Raw genomic sequence first — 15971 nt, 5'->3', positions numbered from 1 at the left:
AGCTTCCCGCCTATGTCCTCTTCTGCGCATACCGCGCCAATCGCCTCACTCGCCATCACCTGGCTGGCGCCTGAATATGAGGCGCGTGCTGCTGAGCTTGCTTCCCGCCTGGGTTATGCCTGTGTGGAACACGGGGACCCCGCTGTACAGATGCTGTTGCAGGTCGGCGTGGACGGACTGAGTCTTCAGGCAACCGGCCCGGACGCACCGGGCGCGGTGCGCGTTGACTTTGTAGAAGGCGCGCTGGCACATCGGCGCCTGTTCGGCGGCGGTGCGGGGCAGATGGTGGCGCGGGCGGTAGGGGTCAGGGGCGGGATTCGACCCAGTCTGCTGGATGCCACCGCCGGCCTTGGGCGGGACGCCTTCGTACTGGCCGGGCTTGGCTGCGACGTGATCATGCTGGAACGCCAGCCGGTCATCGCGGCGCTGCTGGCTGATGGTCTGGAGCGCGCTCAACGCAGCGGCGGGAAAGTCGCCGAAATCACCAGCCGCATGCGCCTGATTCAGGCCGATGCCATTCAGACCATGCATGAGTGGGAAGGGCCAGTGCCACAGGTGATTCACCTGGATCCGATGTTTCCGCATCGCGACAAGTCGGCGCTGGTGAAGAAGGAGATGCGCCTGTTCCGGCCGCTAGCGGGAGATGATACCGACGCCCCGGCGCTGCTGGAAGCCGCGCTGCAACTGGCCAGCCACCGCGTTGCGGTGAAACGTGCGCGCAAGGCGCCGGCTATTGAAGGCCAGCGACCCAGTGCCCAGCTGACGGGACAATCCAGCCGTTACGATATCTATGGCAAGCGCAGACTGGAGAGCTGACCTTCGCTCGCTACGCTCTTCAGAGGCTCCTTAATTCTCAGCCGTCCCTTAGTTCTCAGCTGCTCCAGGCGTACGCGCAACCTGCTTGATCGACAGTCTTATCTCCGCGCTCAATACCCGTTTGGCCGCGTTCTCGGCGATATCCTCCAGCTCCGGCTGATAATGCAGGTGCCCGTTCGGGTCGACCTGCAGTACCTCCGTCTCGATCAGCCGCTGGATAAACTGGCGAAACAGTGTCTTGTCGAAGGACTCCGGGGCATTCAGTCCGTGCAGTATCGACAGACGCTGGGCCATGACCGTGCAGAGCGCTTCGAGTGCCTCGGCGCTCAGGCTGCCGTTGGGATTGTTGAGTAGCAGGGCCGAGGCCATGTAGAAGCGTTCGAGCATCTGCAGGATGCTACGGGCCAGCAGACTGAGCAGGACGAACTCGGCTGAACTCGGATCGGGCCGGTGAATCTGCTGGTCATCCTCGTTCAGCAGATTCTGGTCGATCAGCCCGTCAATCCAGTTGTCGATCACCGCGGGCAATTGTTCATCGCGCCAGTGCATGAACAGCTCGCCCTGCAGATAGGGATACAGCGCCATGACCAGCCGCTGGATCTGCTTGCGAGTCATCCGGGAATTGTTCAGGAACAAACAGGCAATCAGTGCCGGCAGCGCCACCAGATGCAGCACGTTGTTGCGGTAATAGGTCATCAATACCGCCTGGGGCTCATCCAGGTAAAGAATTTCGCCCAGCGCATCGGACTGCCGACCAATCAGCTCCATGGCTTCGACATAACGAATGATGTCCTGTCCGCCGATATCGGGCAGGGTGATGCTGTCGCTGTACGGCACCCGGCGCAGCAATGCCAGATAGGCATCCAGCTGGCGCACCAGTCCACGCTCATCCAGCGCCAGCCTGGGCGTGGAGAGCATCACCAGTGAAATCAGATTCACCGGATTGACGTCCGCCGCAGCGTTGATCGAGCTCGCCAGGGTGCGTGCGAGCTGATGGGTGGTGCCCGGCAGCCAGTCGGGTTTGAAGTCGCTGCCATGCTCCATGTTGCGCCAGCCCGGTTGTTGCTCATCGAGGAAAGCCGATAGCGATACCGGTTCGCCGAAGTTCACTGCGACCTGCCCGAAACGCTGTTTCAATGCCGACAGCACGCGGAAGATATCGAAAAACGACTCCTTCTTTTTCTCCTGCCCGCGCAGTTCGCCCAGATAGGTGCGACCTTCGAGCACGCGTTCATAGCCGATATACACCGGAACGAAGACGATAGGCCGGCGCGATGAACGCAGGAAGCTGCGCAGGGTGATGGCGAGCATCCCGGTCTTGGGATTCAGGGTGCGGCCGGTGCGCGAGCGGCCGCCCTCGATGAAATACTCCACCGGGAAGCCGCGGCTGAACAGAATATGCATGTATTCGTTGAACACCGCGGTATACAAGGCGTTGTCGCGGAAGGTGCGGCGCATGAAGAAGGCGCCGCCGCGGCGCAGAATGCCGCCGACTACCGGCATGTTGAGGTTGATACCGGCCGCAATGTGCGGCGGCGTCAGGCTGTGTTGCAGCAGGGTATAGGACAGCAGCAAATAGTCGATATGGCTGCGATGGCAGGGGATATAGACAATCTCGTTGCCCCGCGCGATCTCCTGAACCCGTTCGATGTGGTTGACCCGAACACCCTCATACAGCTTGTTCCAGAACCAGGACAGCACCACTTCCAGAAAGCGGATGATGCTGTAGGTAAAGTCCGAGGCAATTTCGTTGGCGTACCGGGTGGCTTCACGCCTTACCTTCGCCGGGTCTTCGCCGCGCTCGAGTGCTTCGCGCTCAATGGCCTGGCGCACCGTGGGGGCGTGCAGCAGGCCCTTAAGCAGCGAGCGGCGGTGCGAGAGGTCGGGGCCCACCACAGCGCCCCGTTGCTGGCGAAAATGCACACGCAGCAGGCGGTTGATGCGGCGCAGACTGCGTTCGTGGCCGATCTGCTGATCGGCCAGTTCGCGTAACGGGATCGCCGCGCCAAAACGCACCCGGATATTGCGTCCGTGCAGCACAATGGCGAGCAATTTGCGCAGTCGCCCACTGACCGTCCAGTTATAGGCAAACAGCAGCTTGATCGGCGACGACTCGACATCCGGAGACTGGCCCCAGAAGACGCTGACCGGCACCAGTTGCACATCCAGCTGGGGGTTTTGCTCTACTGTGGTCAGCACGCGTTGCAGACGCGGCGACTGGTGGCGCGGATCGGGGCGGGCGGTCCAGGCATGGGTATGGCTGAGAAATACGTGCGCTTCTTCCTCGCTCAGCGTCTGGATGCTGCGCGTGGGGCGTGGCAGACCGGCGCGGTCACATTCATGATCCAGCACCAGTAAATCGGACAGCGAGCGATAGGGCAGCACATAGACTATGGGCAGCTGGGGGTCGAGCTGTTCGTTGAACGCCAGATCGCCGACGCTTTTCGAGCGAGACCAGAGATACAGCATGCGGCGCAGCAGGCCAAAACGCAGGCGGCCGAAAAACGAAGAATGAACAGCTGACATGGTGCTCCCTGCGAGTCTGGTGGCGGCTTTCATCAGCCGCGTGTTGCGCGGCCTGGATGAAAACAGGCTAGGCAGAATTCTAACGGTTTTGCTCGCGTGTGACAGGGTGCATTACAAGCCTCGTAAGCAAACCTTGAAAACGATGGGTGATACCCGCATATTCACGCCGTGCTCGGATACGTCAATGTCGGGCCGCAGAGGCTGCAGGATGCGCCTCAGTGCGTTGTTGCTGGTTTTGCCACGCTCACGTCCCGGGTTCGGTCTATCACCCTGCGGTTCGTCAATCCATGTATCCTTGCGCGTTGCGGTCGCCGCATGTTTGCGGCGCGCCAGTGTCTGTTGAGGTTTTCAGCACATTGACCGAAAACCTCAGCAGACCCAAAACTCTCGGGGGAGATGGAACAGAGGCCATGATAAAGATAAACAGCCTGACCAAACGATTTGGCGACCATGTCGCCGTGGACAACTTGTCCTTTGAAGTGCAGCCGGGGGAAGTACTCGGATTTCTGGGGCCGAACGGCGCCGGCAAGTCCACCACCATGAAAATGCTCACCGGGTTCCTCACACCCGATGGCGGTAACGCCTCGGTCTGTGGCTTCGATATCCAGTCGCAGATTCTGCAGGCACAGCAGCAGATGGGCTATTTGCCGGAAGGCGCGCCCTGCTACGGCGACATGCGGGTCAAGCGCTTTCTTGAGTTCATCGCCGAGGTGCGGGGATTCTCGGGTGCCGAGAAGCACAAGCGGGTGGCGCTGGCGGCCGAGCAGCTGGAGCTCAATGGGGTGCTCAACCAGAGTATCGAGACGCTGTCCAAGGGCTTCAAACGACGCGTCGGCCTGGCCCAGGCCATCCTGCATGATCCGCAGGTACTGATTCTTGACGAGCCCACTGATGGGCTTGATCCGAACCAGAAGCATCAGGTGCGCAATCTGATCCAGCAGCTGGCCAGCGGCAGCAACAAGATCGTGGTGATCTCCACGCATATTCTCGAAGAAGTCAGTGCTGTGTGTACCCGCGCAGTGGTGATCGGCCGTGGCCGGCTGTTGGCTGACGGTACGCCGGCCGAGCTTGAAGCCCGCTCCCGTTATCACCAGGCGGTGACTGTCGATCTCGAGCATGCGGTGGATAGCGCCCCCTTGATGGCGCTACCCGGTGTGCTCGATGTCGAGCAGCAGCGCGATGGCCAGCTGCTCACCGTCGTGGCCAAACCCGGCGAAGTGGTGTTCCCGGCCGTGGGCCAGTATGCCCGTGAGCACAATTGGCCGGTCAAGGAGTTGTCGGTCGAGCGGGGCCGCCTGGACGAAGTCTTCCGTCGTCTGACCGAAGGGGAGGCAGCATGAAAAACCTTGGCGTAATCTTCAAGCGCGAGCTGGGCAGCTATTTCTCCACGCCCCTGGCGTTCATCTTTATCGTCATCTTTCTGGTGCTGGCAGCGGTCTTCACTTTCTACCTTGGCGGCTTCTACGAAAGCGGCCAGGCCGACCTGAATGCCTTCTTCAACTTCCATCCGTGGTTATACCTGTTCCTGGTGCCGGCAGTGGCCATGCGGCTGTGGGCCGAGGAGCGCAAGTCCGGCACCATCGAGCTGCTGATGACCCTGCCGGTATCGCGTACCGATATGGTGCTGGGCAAGTTCCTGGCGGCCTGGGTGTTTGTCGGCATTGCGCTGTTGTTGACCTTTCCGATCGTCATCACCGTCAACTATCTGGGAAACCCGGATAACGGCGCGATCATCACCGGGTATATCGGTAGCTGGTTGCTGGCCGGCGGGTATCTGGCGATTGGTTCGTGCATGTCGGCACTGACCAAGAACCAGGTCATTGCCTTCATCGTCAGTGTGGTCGCCTGTTTTGTCTTTATCGTCAGCGGTCTGCCGCTGGTCCTGGATCTGTTCAGCGGTTGGGCTCCCCAATGGCTGGTGGATGCCATCGCCTCGCTCAGTTTCCTGATTCGCTTTGACGCCATCAGCAAGGGCGTGCTGGATCTGCGCGATCTGTTGTATTTCATATCGCTCATGGCCGTCTGGTTATGTGCCACAGCGATTGTCATCGACCTTAAAAAGGCCGATTGAGGCGAGGAGACCGAACAATGAAACGTTTAATGTATTCAGGTGCCGGCCTGCTGGTGCTACTGCTGGCCTTCGTCGCGTTCAACATGGCGTCCAGCGTGCTGCTGCCGGGTGCCCGGCTTGATCTGACCGAGCAGAAGCTGTTCACCATTTCTGATGGCACCCGACAGATTCTGAAAGATCTGGACGAGCCGATTACCCTCAACTTTTTCTTCTCCGACCGGGCCAGCCAGGACATGGTGGTGCTGCGCAACTACGCGCGTCGTGTCGAGGAAATGCTCAAGGAATACGAGCGCGTAGCCGACGGCAAACTGGAGCTACGGATCATCGACCCGCAGCCCTTCTCGGAGGCCGAAGACCGTGCTGCCGAGTTTGGCCTGCAGGCTGTTCCGCTGTCTCAGTCCGGCGAGCAACTGTACTTCGGTCTGGCCGGCACCAACACCCTGGCCCAGCGTGAGGTGATTCCGTTCTTTGCCATGGAGCAGGAAGGCTTGCTGGAATATGAGCTCAGCCGGCTGATCAACAGCCTGGCGCAGCCCGAGAAGAACGAAATCGGCATCATCGCCGGCTTGCCGATGTCTGGTGGCATGGACCCCATGTCCGGTCAGGCCAGCCCGCCGTGGATGGCCTTCGAGCAGGTGCGGCAGATGTTCGATATCCGCGAGCTTGAGCATGATATCGATGCAATCCCCGAAGAACTTGAGGTGCTGCTGTTGGTGCATCCCAAGGCGCTGAGCGAATCCGCGTTGTTTGCGATCGATCAGTTTGTCCTGCGTGGCGGCCGGTTGCTGGCTTTCATCGACCCACTGGCCGAGTCAGACCAGAGCCAGGAGGCCATGCTGGATATGATGGCTGATGGCAAGGCGTCGGATCTCGGGCCGCTGCTGAAGAGCTGGGGCGTGCGCTTCGATCCCTCTCAGGTGGTGGTCGACGCACGTCTGGGTATGTCAGTCGGCCGCGGAGAGGGACAGTTGCCTGCCCGTCACATTGGCTGGCTGGAATTGGAGCCAGCGCAACTCAATGTGGATGACACGGTCATGGCGCCCTTGAGTCTGTTGACCATTGGTACCGGCGGCGCACTGATTCCGGAAGAGGGCAGCGAGACCAGCTTTACGCCTCTATTTTCCAGTACCGCCAACAGCGCTCTGATATCCAGCGAACGTTTCACCTCGATGCAGGACCCCGAGGTGCTGCTGGATGGATTCAAGGCGGATGATCAGGTCTACCATTTCGCTGCGCGGCTGCAGGGACCGGCGCAAACCGCCTACCCGGACGGTCTTGCCGAGCGTGAGCCCGGCTTGACTGAGTCGGACAACATCAACGTGATGGTGGTGGCTGATACAGACATGCTCACCGACCGCATGTGGGTGCAGGTGCAGGACTTCTTTGGCGAACGCGTTCCACAGCCCTGGGCGGACAACGGCGGCCTGCTGTTCAACGCGCTGGACAATCTGTCGGGCTCCGAGGCGTTGATCAGCGTTAGGTCGCGTGGCGATTTCAGCCGACCTTTCACTGTGGTCGAAGAGCTGCAGCGTAACGCCGAACAGCGTTTCCGTGCCAGCGAGCAGCGGTTGCAGCAACAGCTGGCGGAAACCGAGCAGCGTCTGGCGCAGATGCAGCAAGGCCAGGATCCATCCCAGCTGAGCGAACTGACGCCCGCACAGGAGCAGGAAATTCAGCGCTATCTGGACCAGAAGCTGCAGATCCGCAAGCAGTTGCGCGACGTGCGCTTCCAGTTGAACAAGGATATCGAACAGCTCGGTACCCAGCTGAAGGTCATCAACATCGCGCTGGTACCGGCGTTGCTGACGCTGGGTGTGCTGCTGTGGCTGTTGGTCGGCCGTCTGCGCCGGCGTTCCGCCTGAGGAGGCTGTGATGAAAAAACTGATCGCAGCCCTGGCGCTGCTCACTGTGGTTCTGGTGGTGGTCGCCCTGCGTATGCAGGGCAGCGACCGCGTGGCGGATCTGGAAAGCCGTGCGCTGCTGTCGGAAGACCAGCTTGCTCAGCTGGCCGACGTGGAGCGCATCACGCTATCGCGGGCTGATGCCTCGGTGCAACTGGTGCGCACTGAGAATGACTGGGGCGTCGCCGAGCATGACCTGTTCCCGGCGCAGCGCGAACGTCTGGCGGCCTTGCTGCACGCCCTGCGGGGCGCGCGCATCATCGAGAATCAGACCGCCAACCCCGACTACCATGCCCGGCTGGGTCTCGACCCCGATGCGGATGCGGCCGAAACGCTTGCCGTCACATTGGCCGGCGAGGGGGAGATGACTCTGCTCTACGGCAATACAGTGGGCACCGGTCAGTTGGTACGCTTCGCCGATAATGATCAGGTATGGCTGGTCAACCGCCCGTTGAACATGACGGTCAACAGCAGTGAGTGGTTGGCCCTGCAGGTCACTGATATCCCCATGGAGCAATTGTCGAGCGCCCGCTGGGAGCACGCTGACGGTGAGGTTCTGGAACTCGATAAGGCCAGGGAGGGGGATTACAACTTCCGCCTGGTTGATCTTGAGCCAGCTCTGCAAGTGGGTAACGAACGCTGGATCAACAGCATGGTATTGGCGCTGGCCAGCCTGCGGGCGCAGGATGTAGTGCCGCGTCAGGATCTGCCCTTACAGGAGCCGGTATTACGTATGCAGCTGCAGACCTGGCAGGGCGCCGAGCTGCAAGCCAGCCTGCACGATCTGGATGGGCGTTACTGGTTGGTGATCGATCGTTACGCCAGTCCTGAGAAGGGCGAGCTGGAAATCAACGCCGATGAGCGTTGGGCCTTCCAGCTGGCAATCGGGCAGGTAGAGCAGCTGAACAAGCGTCACGCGGATATCGTGCGCAACCAGCCGGCTGACTCGGCGCAGGAGTAGCGCGCGGGAAGCGTCGCCGGCGCTGCCCGGCGACCGGGTGGGTCAACCGAGCTGCTGGTGGACCCACTGCTTGAACTGAGCTGCCGGCATCGCTCCGGCCATGCGGTTAACCTCTTTGCCGCCACGGATCATCATCAGCGTCGGGATGCTGCGGATGCCATATTGGCCCGCCAGCGTCTGCTCGTCTTCTGTATTGATCTTGACCAGTCTGGCGCGAGGCTCGATGGACGCTGCCGCGTGCTCGAATACGGGCGCAAATTGCAGGCAGGGCCCACACCAGGGCGCCCAGAAATCAACAACCAGCGGCAGGTCGGCGGATGCATGGATGCGAAATTGCGCCGCGTTCAACGAGAGCGGCTGGCCGGTAAACAGCGCCTGCTTGCAGACCCCGCAGCGTGGATCGGAATCCAGCCGGCTGAGGTCGAGACGGTTTTTCCGGTGACAGTGGCCACAGGCAACAATTATCGGTTGGTTCATCACATAGTCCCCAGGCTAAACGGGCGTTCGCTTGCAGTTCAGGGCTTCAGCGCCCAGGTGAACTCGGCTTCGCCTTCCTCATTCACTTTCATCCAGAGGTCCACATCGGCATCGCCCTGTTCCTCGGACCAGCCACCCACCGAACAGCGTACCTCGTGGCCGATGGCAGCATGAATCGCGCGCGCGCAGTCCAGGTCGGTGTCCCAGGGTGTAGCGTCGCTGTCAAACCAGACGCTGGCCCATTTGCCTGCGGCCTTGCGCACAATCATCATCGGAATGGGATGACCGTCCAGCATCAAGGTGCCGTGCCGGGTGAGGCCGTTCCATCCCTTGAGTTCGAGGCTGCCCAGCTGCTGTCCCAGCCAGTCGGTGAGTGCGTCGAGATTCTCTTCTCGCAGGTAGATTTCAATATCGGGTTGTCGCACGCAAATTCCTCTCAGCAACGTTGCAGCAGGACCATACGCATGGCCACCTCAAGCTCCGGCAGTCCCGTCTCCAGCAAAGCCTGCTGGCGTTCGGGGCGGCTGCGGAAGCCGTGGGGCGTCATGCCGATCAGGCTGGCCAGATCAGCTGGCTTCAGATCCAGAGCATAGCGCAGGACCTGATCATTGACGATGCGCAGGCCCTCCGGCAGTTGTTTTATCAGTTCCGGCGTTGGGTGGACGCTATCGTAGAGCTTTGCCCGCAGGCTCAGCAGGTGATCGGCATCGGGACCTACCAGCAGGACATGCCCGCCGGGTCGCAGGCTGCGCAGGCATTCATCCCAGGACCAGGGGCTGAATACGCAGAGTGCAGCGTCCAGGCTCGCATCGGCGACTGGCAAGCGTGCGCTGGAGGCTACCAGCCACTGGATGTCGCGGCTGCGACGGCAGGCCTTGAGCACAGCGTCCTTGCTGATATCCAGTCCACCGATGGCGGTGCCAGGCAAGGCGGCGGTGAGGCGGTGCGTGTAATAGCCTTCGCCACAGCCCATGTCCAGCAGCGTGCGGGGCGCCAGCTCGGCAATCAGCCGGTTGATCTCATCGCTCACCGGCTGATAGTGCCCGGCGTCGAGAAATGCCTGACGGCATGCCAGCATGGTCGGCGTATCGCCGGGCTGACGACTGTTCTTGTGTTGCACCAGCAACAGGTTCAGATAGCCCTGGCGGGCCTGGTCATAGCTATGGCCATTGGCACAGCGCCAGTTACGTTCGGTGGCGGTCAGTGGCTCGCGGCACTGGGGACAGATCAGATCAAGCATCAGCAGAGCAACTGTTCGAGGGTGGCTTGATAAATATCGGTCAAGGTATCCAGGTCGGCAGCGGCGACGTGTTCGTTGAGCTGGTGGATGGTCGCGTTGATGGGACCGAGCTCAACCACCTGGGTGCCCATTGCCGCGATGAAACGCCCGTCGGAGGTGCCGCCCGAGGTAGAGGGTTGGGTCTCGCGCCCGGTCACCTGGCGGATGGCCGCCGAGACGCCATCCAGCAGGTCGCCGGGCTCGGTGAGAAAGGGCAGCCCGGAGACTGTCCACTCCAGCTCGTAATCCAGCCCGTGTTGATCGAGGATATCGCTCACCCGCAACTGCAGACCTTCGACCGTCGATTCCGTGGAGAAGCGGAAGTTGATCAAGGCCTCGAGTTCGCCGGGCACGACATTGGTCGCACCGGTGCCGGAATGGATATTGGAGATCTGGAAGCTGGTGGGCGGGAAAAACGCGTTGCCGGCGTCCCAGCTTTCCTGTGCCAGTGTTGCCAGCGCGGGCGCCGCCAGATGAATCGGGTTGCGGGCCAGATGCGGGTAGGCGACGTGGCCCTGCTTACCCTTGATGATCAGCCGTGCGTTGAGCGAGCCGCGCCGGCCATTCTTGACCATGTCACCGACCAGCTCGGTGCTGGAGGGCTCACCGACGATGCACCAGTCGACTTTCTCGCCGCGATTGACCAGTGTTTCAACTACCTTGACCGTGCCCTCTGTGGCCGGACCTTCTTCGTCACTGGTGATCAGAAAGGCGATTGAGCCGTTGTGATCAGGGTGCGCGGCAACGAAGCGCTCAACCGCCACCACCATGGCTGCCAGGCTGCCCTTCATGTCTGCAGCACCGCGCCCGAGGAGCATGCCATCGCGTACGATTGGCTCAAAGGGTGGCTGATCCCAGCGTTCTACCGGCCCGGTGGGGACGACATCGGTATGCCCGGCAAAACACAGCACCGGACCTTCGGTGCCGCGGCGCGCCCACAGGTTGTCCACTTCGCCGAAGCGCAAGGATTCCAGCTTGAAGCCAACAGCCGCGAGCCGTTCGCCCATCAGGTGTTGGCAGCCAGCATCCTCCGGGGTGGTCGAATCGCGCGAGATCAGCTCGCAGGCCAGAGAAAGAGTAGGGGAGAGGTCGGTCATGGGCTCGGTTCGCAGGTCGTTGAAATTCGGCGCCATGATACCAGACCCAGGGTGCTGGTGACGCCGCAGTGGCCTAGCCAGGCATGGGCAATGCCTAGCTCCAGCGCGCCTTGCGCCAGGCACGACGCTGCTTCTTGTCGAGGAAGGTCCAGGCCAGCATCCGGCTGTGCTTGAGCCCCTGGGTCATGGGCACCACGCGTATGTCGCAGGCACCGAGCTGGCGCAATTGCTGCTGTAGTTCGTCCAGGTTGGCCGCTTTTGACACCAGGCTGCTGAACCAGAACACCGAGGTCGCGTATGCAATGCTTTCGTTGATCAGCCGCGTCAGGAAACCCACTTCGCCGCCGGCGCAATACAGCTCGCTGGCCTGGCCGCCAAAACTCTGATGCGGGGTCAGCTGCTTGCCATGGTGCTCTTCAAGGTTGCGCCACTTGCGCTGGTTGGCCTGCTTGGCTGCCTGGGCATCGGCATAGAAGGGCGGATTGCACAGACTGAAGTCAAAACGCTCATCGGCGCCCACAATGTTGTGCAGCAGCTTGTCAGGATCCGGTTGCAGGCGCAGCTCTATCTGGTTAGCCAGCGACGGGTTGGCGGCGATGATGCGGCGGGCGTTACTCAATGCCGGCGCATCGATGTCGGTGCCGACAAAACGCCAGCCGTAATCGTGATTGCCGATCAGCGGATAGATGAGATTGGCGCCGGTGCCGATGTCCAACCCAACCAGCTTCGGTCCGCGCGGGATATGCCCGTCATGGCTTTCGCCGATCAGATCAGCCAGCGCGTGCACGTAATCGGCGCGGCCCGGCACCGGTGGGCACAGGTAGCCTTCGGGGATGTCCCAGTCCTGTACGCCGTAGTGGTGCTGGAGCAATGCGCGGTTAAGCGCCTTGACGGCGACGGGATTGGTGAAATCCAGGGTGAGATTGTGCTCCTTGCCCGGAATCAGAAACTCGAGCAGCTCGGGCCGCAACTTGCCCAGCGCCTTGAAATCGTAGCGGCCCTGGTGGCGGTTGCGCGGATGCAGGGTCACTGCGGCTTTACGGGGTGCTGACTTGCTGGACATGAGAGGCTTCCGGAAAAGGATGACAGGATACAGGACGTCGCGCGCAAAACAGAATGCTCATCATGCCAGTGTAGCGATATCTGGCCGGCATGCAGCCGGAGCAGGGCGTCTGTCTCGTGCATTCTGCTGCGCCTGGCTGGCCCAAGCCGGCAGATGCCTGAGTTATACTGCGCGCAGTTGATAATGAGGTGCGCATGAGTACAGATGATCCCCGTTTCGCTGGCATTGCCCGGCTGTATGGTAATGAGGGGCTGGCCCGTCTGCGTGACAGCCATGTGGCGGTGATCGGCATCGGCGGCGTTGGTTCCTGGGCGGCCGAAGCGCTGGGCCGAACGGGCATCGGGCGCATCACGCTGATCGATCTCGATGAGGTGTGTCAGACCAATACCAACCGGCAATTGCCGGCGCTCGAAGGGCAGATCGGTCGGCCCAAGGTCGAGGTGATGGCTGAGCGCTTGCGCGCGATCAATCCCGATTGCGAGGTGACTGCGATCATGGATTTCGTCACCGAAAGCACCTTGCCCCAGTACATCACCGAGGAGCTGGATGCGGTGGCGGACTGTATCGATAGCGTGAATTCCAAGGTGGCGCTGATCGCCTGGTGTCGGCGGCGGCGCATCCCCATCGTGACGGCCGGCGGCGCGGCGGGCCAGATCGATCCCACGCAGATCAAGGTGTCGGATCTGTCGAAGACGACCAATGATCCACTCGCGGCCAAGGCGCGCTCGCAGCTGCGGCGCAAGCACAATTTCCCCAGAGACGGCAGCAAACGCAGTTTTGGTGTGCCCTGTGTGTATTCCACCGAGCAACTGCGTTATCCGTCATCCGATGGCGGCGTGTGTCGTCAAAAAACCTTCAATGGCGAGACGGTCAAGCTGGATTGCGAAGGGGGGATAGGAGCTGTGTCGATGGTTACCGGCGCATTCGGATTGAATGTTTCGGCGAAGATCGTCGAGCGGTTGCTGCGCGGGGTCAAGCTGGACGTCTAGCGGGGAGGGAGCGGTCAGAACGCATTCAAACGCCCGGCATACCCGGGCGTTTGATGTTGAACTCAGTTATGCGCGTGCAGCATATCGTTGAGCTGGATGGCGCTCTTGTTGGTCTTGCATTCGATAGCGCCGGTCTGCGAGTTACGGCGAAACAGCAGGTCGGTCTGGTTGGCCAGTTCGCGAGCCTTGACGATCTCCACCAGGTTATCGGCATCATCCAGCAAGGCAACCTTGATACCCGCCGTGATGTACAGGCCTGCCTCGACGGTACAACGATCGCCGAGCGGGATACCGATACCGGCGTTGGCTCCGATCAGGCAGCCTTCACCCACCGCGATGACGATATTGCCGCCGCCGGACAAGGTGCCCATGGTCGAGCAACCACCACCCAGATCGGAACCCTTGCCAACGAACACGCCGGCGGAGATGCGACCTTCGACCATGCTGGTGCCGGCGGTACCGGCATTGAAGTTGATAAAACCTTCATGCATGACAGTAGTGCCTTCGCCGACGTAGGCGCCCAGGCGGACCCGTGCGGTATCGGCAATGCGTACGCCGCCGGGCACCACGTACTCGGTCATCGACGGGAATTTATCGATGCTGTGTACATTCAGAGTCTCGCCCTTCAGGCGGGCTGCCAGCTGACGCTGGGGCAGTTCGTTGACATCGATGGCGCCGTGGTTGGTCCAGGCGACGTTCGGTAGCAGCGGGAAGATACCTGCCAATACTACGCCATGCGGCTTGACCAGACGGTGTGACAGCAGATGCAGCTTGAGGTAGGCCTCGGGGGTGGAAGAGGGCGCCTCGTCGGTAGCCAGAATGGTCGCCACCAGCGGCTTGTTGCTGCTGATCAGTTGGGTGACCAGAGCGCCGACTTCGGCGAAGCCGGCCGATTCGATCGCCTTGCCCAGCGTCTCACACTGAATGGCAGAAACCGCTATCGCCTGATTGCCACCTGCGTAACCGAGCTGATCGGCCACTACCTTCAACAGCCCGCTTTCGGGGTTGAGCAGGGGCTGCGGGTAGAACACTTCCAACCAGTCGCCTGCGCTGTTCTGGGTTCCAATACCGAAGGCCAGGCTGAAACATTCGCTCATGGGGAATTCCTTTGCATGGTTCGTGAAGATCAATCGAAAACGCGTGCGTAGAGATCGGGCTTGAAGCCCACCAGACGTTCCGAGCCGGTATCGAGTACCGGTCTCTTGATCATTGAGGGGTTGGCCTGCATCAGCGCCACGGCCTTATTAGTATCGATATCCTGCTTGTCAGCATCAGAGAGCTTGCGAAAGGTGGTGCCCTGACGGTTGAGGATCGTCTCCCAGCCGTGCTCACTGCACCAGGCCTGTAGCCGCTGCGCGTCGATACCTTCCTTCTTGTAGTCATGAAAGCGGTACACAACGCCCTGCTCATCGAGCCAGGTGCGGGCTTTCTTCATGGTGTCGCAGGCCTTGATGCCGTACAGGCAAACCGGGCTGGCGTCACCGCCGGATGTAACCTCAGACATGGGCGTCTCCACAAAGGCCAGGACCGAAAAAAACGTGAGCCGGATTATGCCACGGCGATGCTTCGGCTGTCAGTCGGGGCGACACTCAGAGGCTCTCGACGAAGCGGCGGATGCGCTGCGCCGCCTCGATGCAATCGGCCAGCGGCGCGACCAGGGCCATGCGTACCCGTCCGGCGCCCGGGTTGTAGCCCTCGACATCCCGGGACAGATAGCGGCCCGGCACCACCGATACGTTCTGTTCGGCGAGCAGCCGCCGAGTGAAACTTTCATCATCTATCGGCGTTCTCGGCCATAGATAGAACCCGGCATCCGGACGCTGTACATCCAGCACGTCGCCAAGAATATCCAGCACCGCATCAAACTTGGCCTGGTACTGCTGACGATTCTCCTCGACGTGCTGCTCGTCCTGCCAGGCGGCGATGCTGGCCAGCTGGGTCTGCACCGGCATGGCGCAGCCGTGATAGGTACGGTAGGTCAGATAGGGCTTGAGCAGACTGGCATCACCGGCGACAAAGCCTGAACGCAAACCAGGCAGGTTGGAGCGCTTGGATAGGCTGTGAAAGACCACGCAGCGGGCGAAGTCATGCCGGCCCAACTCCGCGCAGGCTTGCAACAGACCAACCGGGGCGGGCTGTTCCGGCGCGTAGATCTCGCTGTAGCATTCATCCGAGGCAATGATGAAGTCGTACTGATCCGCCAGGTGGATAAGCTGCTGCAGCGTCTCCAGTCCGATCACTGCGCCTATAGGATTGCCCGGCGTGCAGATGAACAGCAGCTGGCAGCGCTGCCAGATGTCTGCGGGCACGGCGGTGAAGTCGGGTACGAAGCCATTGGACGCGTCACAGGCGAGATAGTGTGGCTCCACGCCCGCGAGAAAGGCCGCACCTTCATAGATTTGATAAAACGGGTTGGGGCTGACCACCAGCCCCTGCGGATCGCGGCTGACCGCGGCCTGGGTAAAGGAGAACAGCGCTTCACGCGTACCGTTGACCGGAATCACGTTGGCCTCCGGGGTCAGGCTGCCCGGCTGCAGGGCGAATCGGTGAGTCAGCCAGTCGGCGATGGCTTGCCGCAACTCAGGCGTACCGGCCGTGGTGGGATAGACCGCGGCCTTGTCGAGATTCCGGCTCAGTGCGTCCAGTACGAGCGGCGGCGATGCATGCTTGGGCTCGCCGATCGATAGCGCGATAGGGCGCAGCTGCGGATGGGGTTCGACGTCAGCGATCAACGCACGCAGTTTTTCAAACGGGTAGGGCTGCAAACGTTGCAGGTCGGTGTTCATCCGGA

At 61.3% G+C, this 15971-nt stretch carries 15 protein-coding genes; 6 read left to right on the top strand and 9 right to left on the bottom strand.

The annotated features are described in order from the left end of the window. Positions 1 to 12: 12 nt before the first annotated feature. A complete protein-coding gene (locus FHK95_RS00950; protein ID WP_150302929.1) occupies positions 13 to 816 on the top strand; it encodes a class I SAM-dependent methyltransferase in 804 nt (267 codons plus the stop codon). A 48-nt stretch (positions 817 to 864) separates the two neighbouring features. On the opposite strand, the gene plsB is transcribed toward FHK95_RS00950, so the two are convergent. After that, entirely contained in the window at positions 865 to 3342 is a 2478-nt protein-coding gene (gene plsB / locus FHK95_RS00945) for a glycerol-3-phosphate 1-O-acyltransferase PlsB (protein WP_150302712.1), read from the bottom strand. A 410-nt stretch (positions 3343 to 3752) separates the two neighbouring features. On the opposite strand from plsB, the gene FHK95_RS00940 reads away from it, so the two are divergent. The 4 genes from FHK95_RS00940 to FHK95_RS00925 are packed head-to-tail and all read left to right on the top strand — an operon-like array spanning position 3753 to position 8275. Next, a complete protein-coding gene (locus tag FHK95_RS00940; protein ID WP_150302711.1) occupies positions 3753 to 4682 on the top strand; it encodes an ABC transporter ATP-binding protein in 930 nt (309 codons plus the stop codon). Then, positions 4679 to 5413 (top strand): ABC transporter permease, encoded by a 735-nt coding sequence (locus FHK95_RS00935; protein WP_150302710.1) that lies wholly within the window; start codon positions 4679 to 4681, stop codon positions 5411 to 5413. Before FHK95_RS00940 ends, FHK95_RS00935 begins: the two co-directional genes overlap by 4 nt. A 17-nt stretch (positions 5414 to 5430) precedes the next feature. Beyond that, a complete protein-coding gene (locus FHK95_RS00930) occupies positions 5431 to 7275 on the top strand; it encodes a GldG family protein (protein WP_150302709.1) in 1845 nt (614 codons plus the stop codon). A gap of 10 nt (positions 7276 to 7285) precedes the next feature. Next, entirely contained in the window at positions 7286 to 8275 is a 990-nt protein-coding gene (locus FHK95_RS00925; RefSeq protein WP_150302708.1) for a DUF4340 domain-containing protein, read from the top strand. Between the two features lie 42 nt (positions 8276 to 8317). Here the strand turns inward: FHK95_RS00925 and trxC are convergent, their stop codons facing one another. From trxC to rlmF, 5 genes are all read right to left on the bottom strand, one after another. Continuing rightward, complete coding sequence (gene trxC / locus FHK95_RS00920) at positions 8318 to 8752, bottom strand: thioredoxin TrxC (protein WP_150302707.1); 435 nt, start codon at positions 8750 to 8752, stop codon at positions 8318 to 8320. 38 nt (positions 8753 to 8790) lie between these two features. Further along, positions 8791 to 9177, bottom strand: a complete 387-nt coding sequence (locus FHK95_RS00915) for a hypothetical protein (protein WP_150302706.1) — start codon at positions 9175 to 9177, stop codon at positions 8791 to 8793. A gap of 11 nt (positions 9178 to 9188) precedes the next feature. Continuing rightward, a complete protein-coding gene (locus tag FHK95_RS00910) occupies positions 9189 to 9992 on the bottom strand; it encodes a putative RNA methyltransferase (protein ID WP_150302705.1) in 804 nt (267 codons plus the stop codon). Beyond that, positions 9992 to 11128 carry a succinyl-diaminopimelate desuccinylase gene (gene dapE / locus FHK95_RS00905; RefSeq protein WP_150302928.1) on the bottom strand — a complete coding sequence of 379 codons (1137 nt, stop codon included), beginning with the start codon at positions 11126 to 11128 and terminating at the stop codon, positions 9992 to 9994. Before dapE ends, FHK95_RS00910 begins: the two co-directional genes overlap by 1 nt. A gap of 94 nt (positions 11129 to 11222) precedes the next feature. Further along, positions 11223 to 12191, bottom strand: coding sequence for a 23S rRNA (adenine(1618)-N(6))-methyltransferase RlmF (gene rlmF, locus FHK95_RS00900; RefSeq protein WP_150302704.1), 969 nt, complete (start codon positions 12189 to 12191; stop codon positions 11223 to 11225). Positions 12192 to 12385: 194 nt separating this feature from the next. Between rlmF and tcdA the strand changes: the two genes are divergently transcribed. Continuing rightward, positions 12386 to 13180 (top strand): tRNA cyclic N6-threonylcarbamoyladenosine(37) synthase TcdA, encoded by a 795-nt coding sequence (gene tcdA, locus FHK95_RS00895; protein ID WP_150302703.1) that lies wholly within the window; start codon positions 12386 to 12388, stop codon positions 13178 to 13180. Positions 13181 to 13242: 62 nt separating this feature from the next. Here tcdA and dapD read toward each other — a convergent pair whose 3' ends face one another. The 3 genes from dapD to dapC form a co-directional block, all read right to left on the bottom strand. Continuing rightward, positions 13243 to 14277, bottom strand: a complete 1035-nt coding sequence (gene dapD, locus FHK95_RS00890) for a 2,3,4,5-tetrahydropyridine-2,6-dicarboxylate N-succinyltransferase (protein ID WP_150302702.1) — start codon at positions 14275 to 14277, stop codon at positions 13243 to 13245. Between the two features lie 29 nt (positions 14278 to 14306). Further along, the gene (locus tag FHK95_RS00885; RefSeq protein ID WP_150302701.1) at positions 14307 to 14684 is read right to left on the bottom strand and encodes an ArsC family reductase; all 378 of its coding nucleotides are present in this window, start codon (positions 14682 to 14684) and stop codon (positions 14307 to 14309) included. 85 nt (positions 14685 to 14769) lie between these two features. Beyond that, entirely contained in the window at positions 14770 to 15966 is a 1197-nt protein-coding gene (gene dapC / locus FHK95_RS00880) for a succinyldiaminopimelate transaminase (protein ID WP_150302700.1), read from the bottom strand. Positions 15967 to 15971: the final 5 nt, after the last annotated feature.

Source organism: Pseudomonas saliphila (genome assembly GCF_008638345.1).
GTDB classification, from domain to species: Bacteria; Pseudomonadota; Gammaproteobacteria; order Pseudomonadales; family Pseudomonadaceae; genus Halopseudomonas; species Halopseudomonas saliphila.
This window is presented reverse-complemented; position numbering and strand designations above follow the sequence as displayed.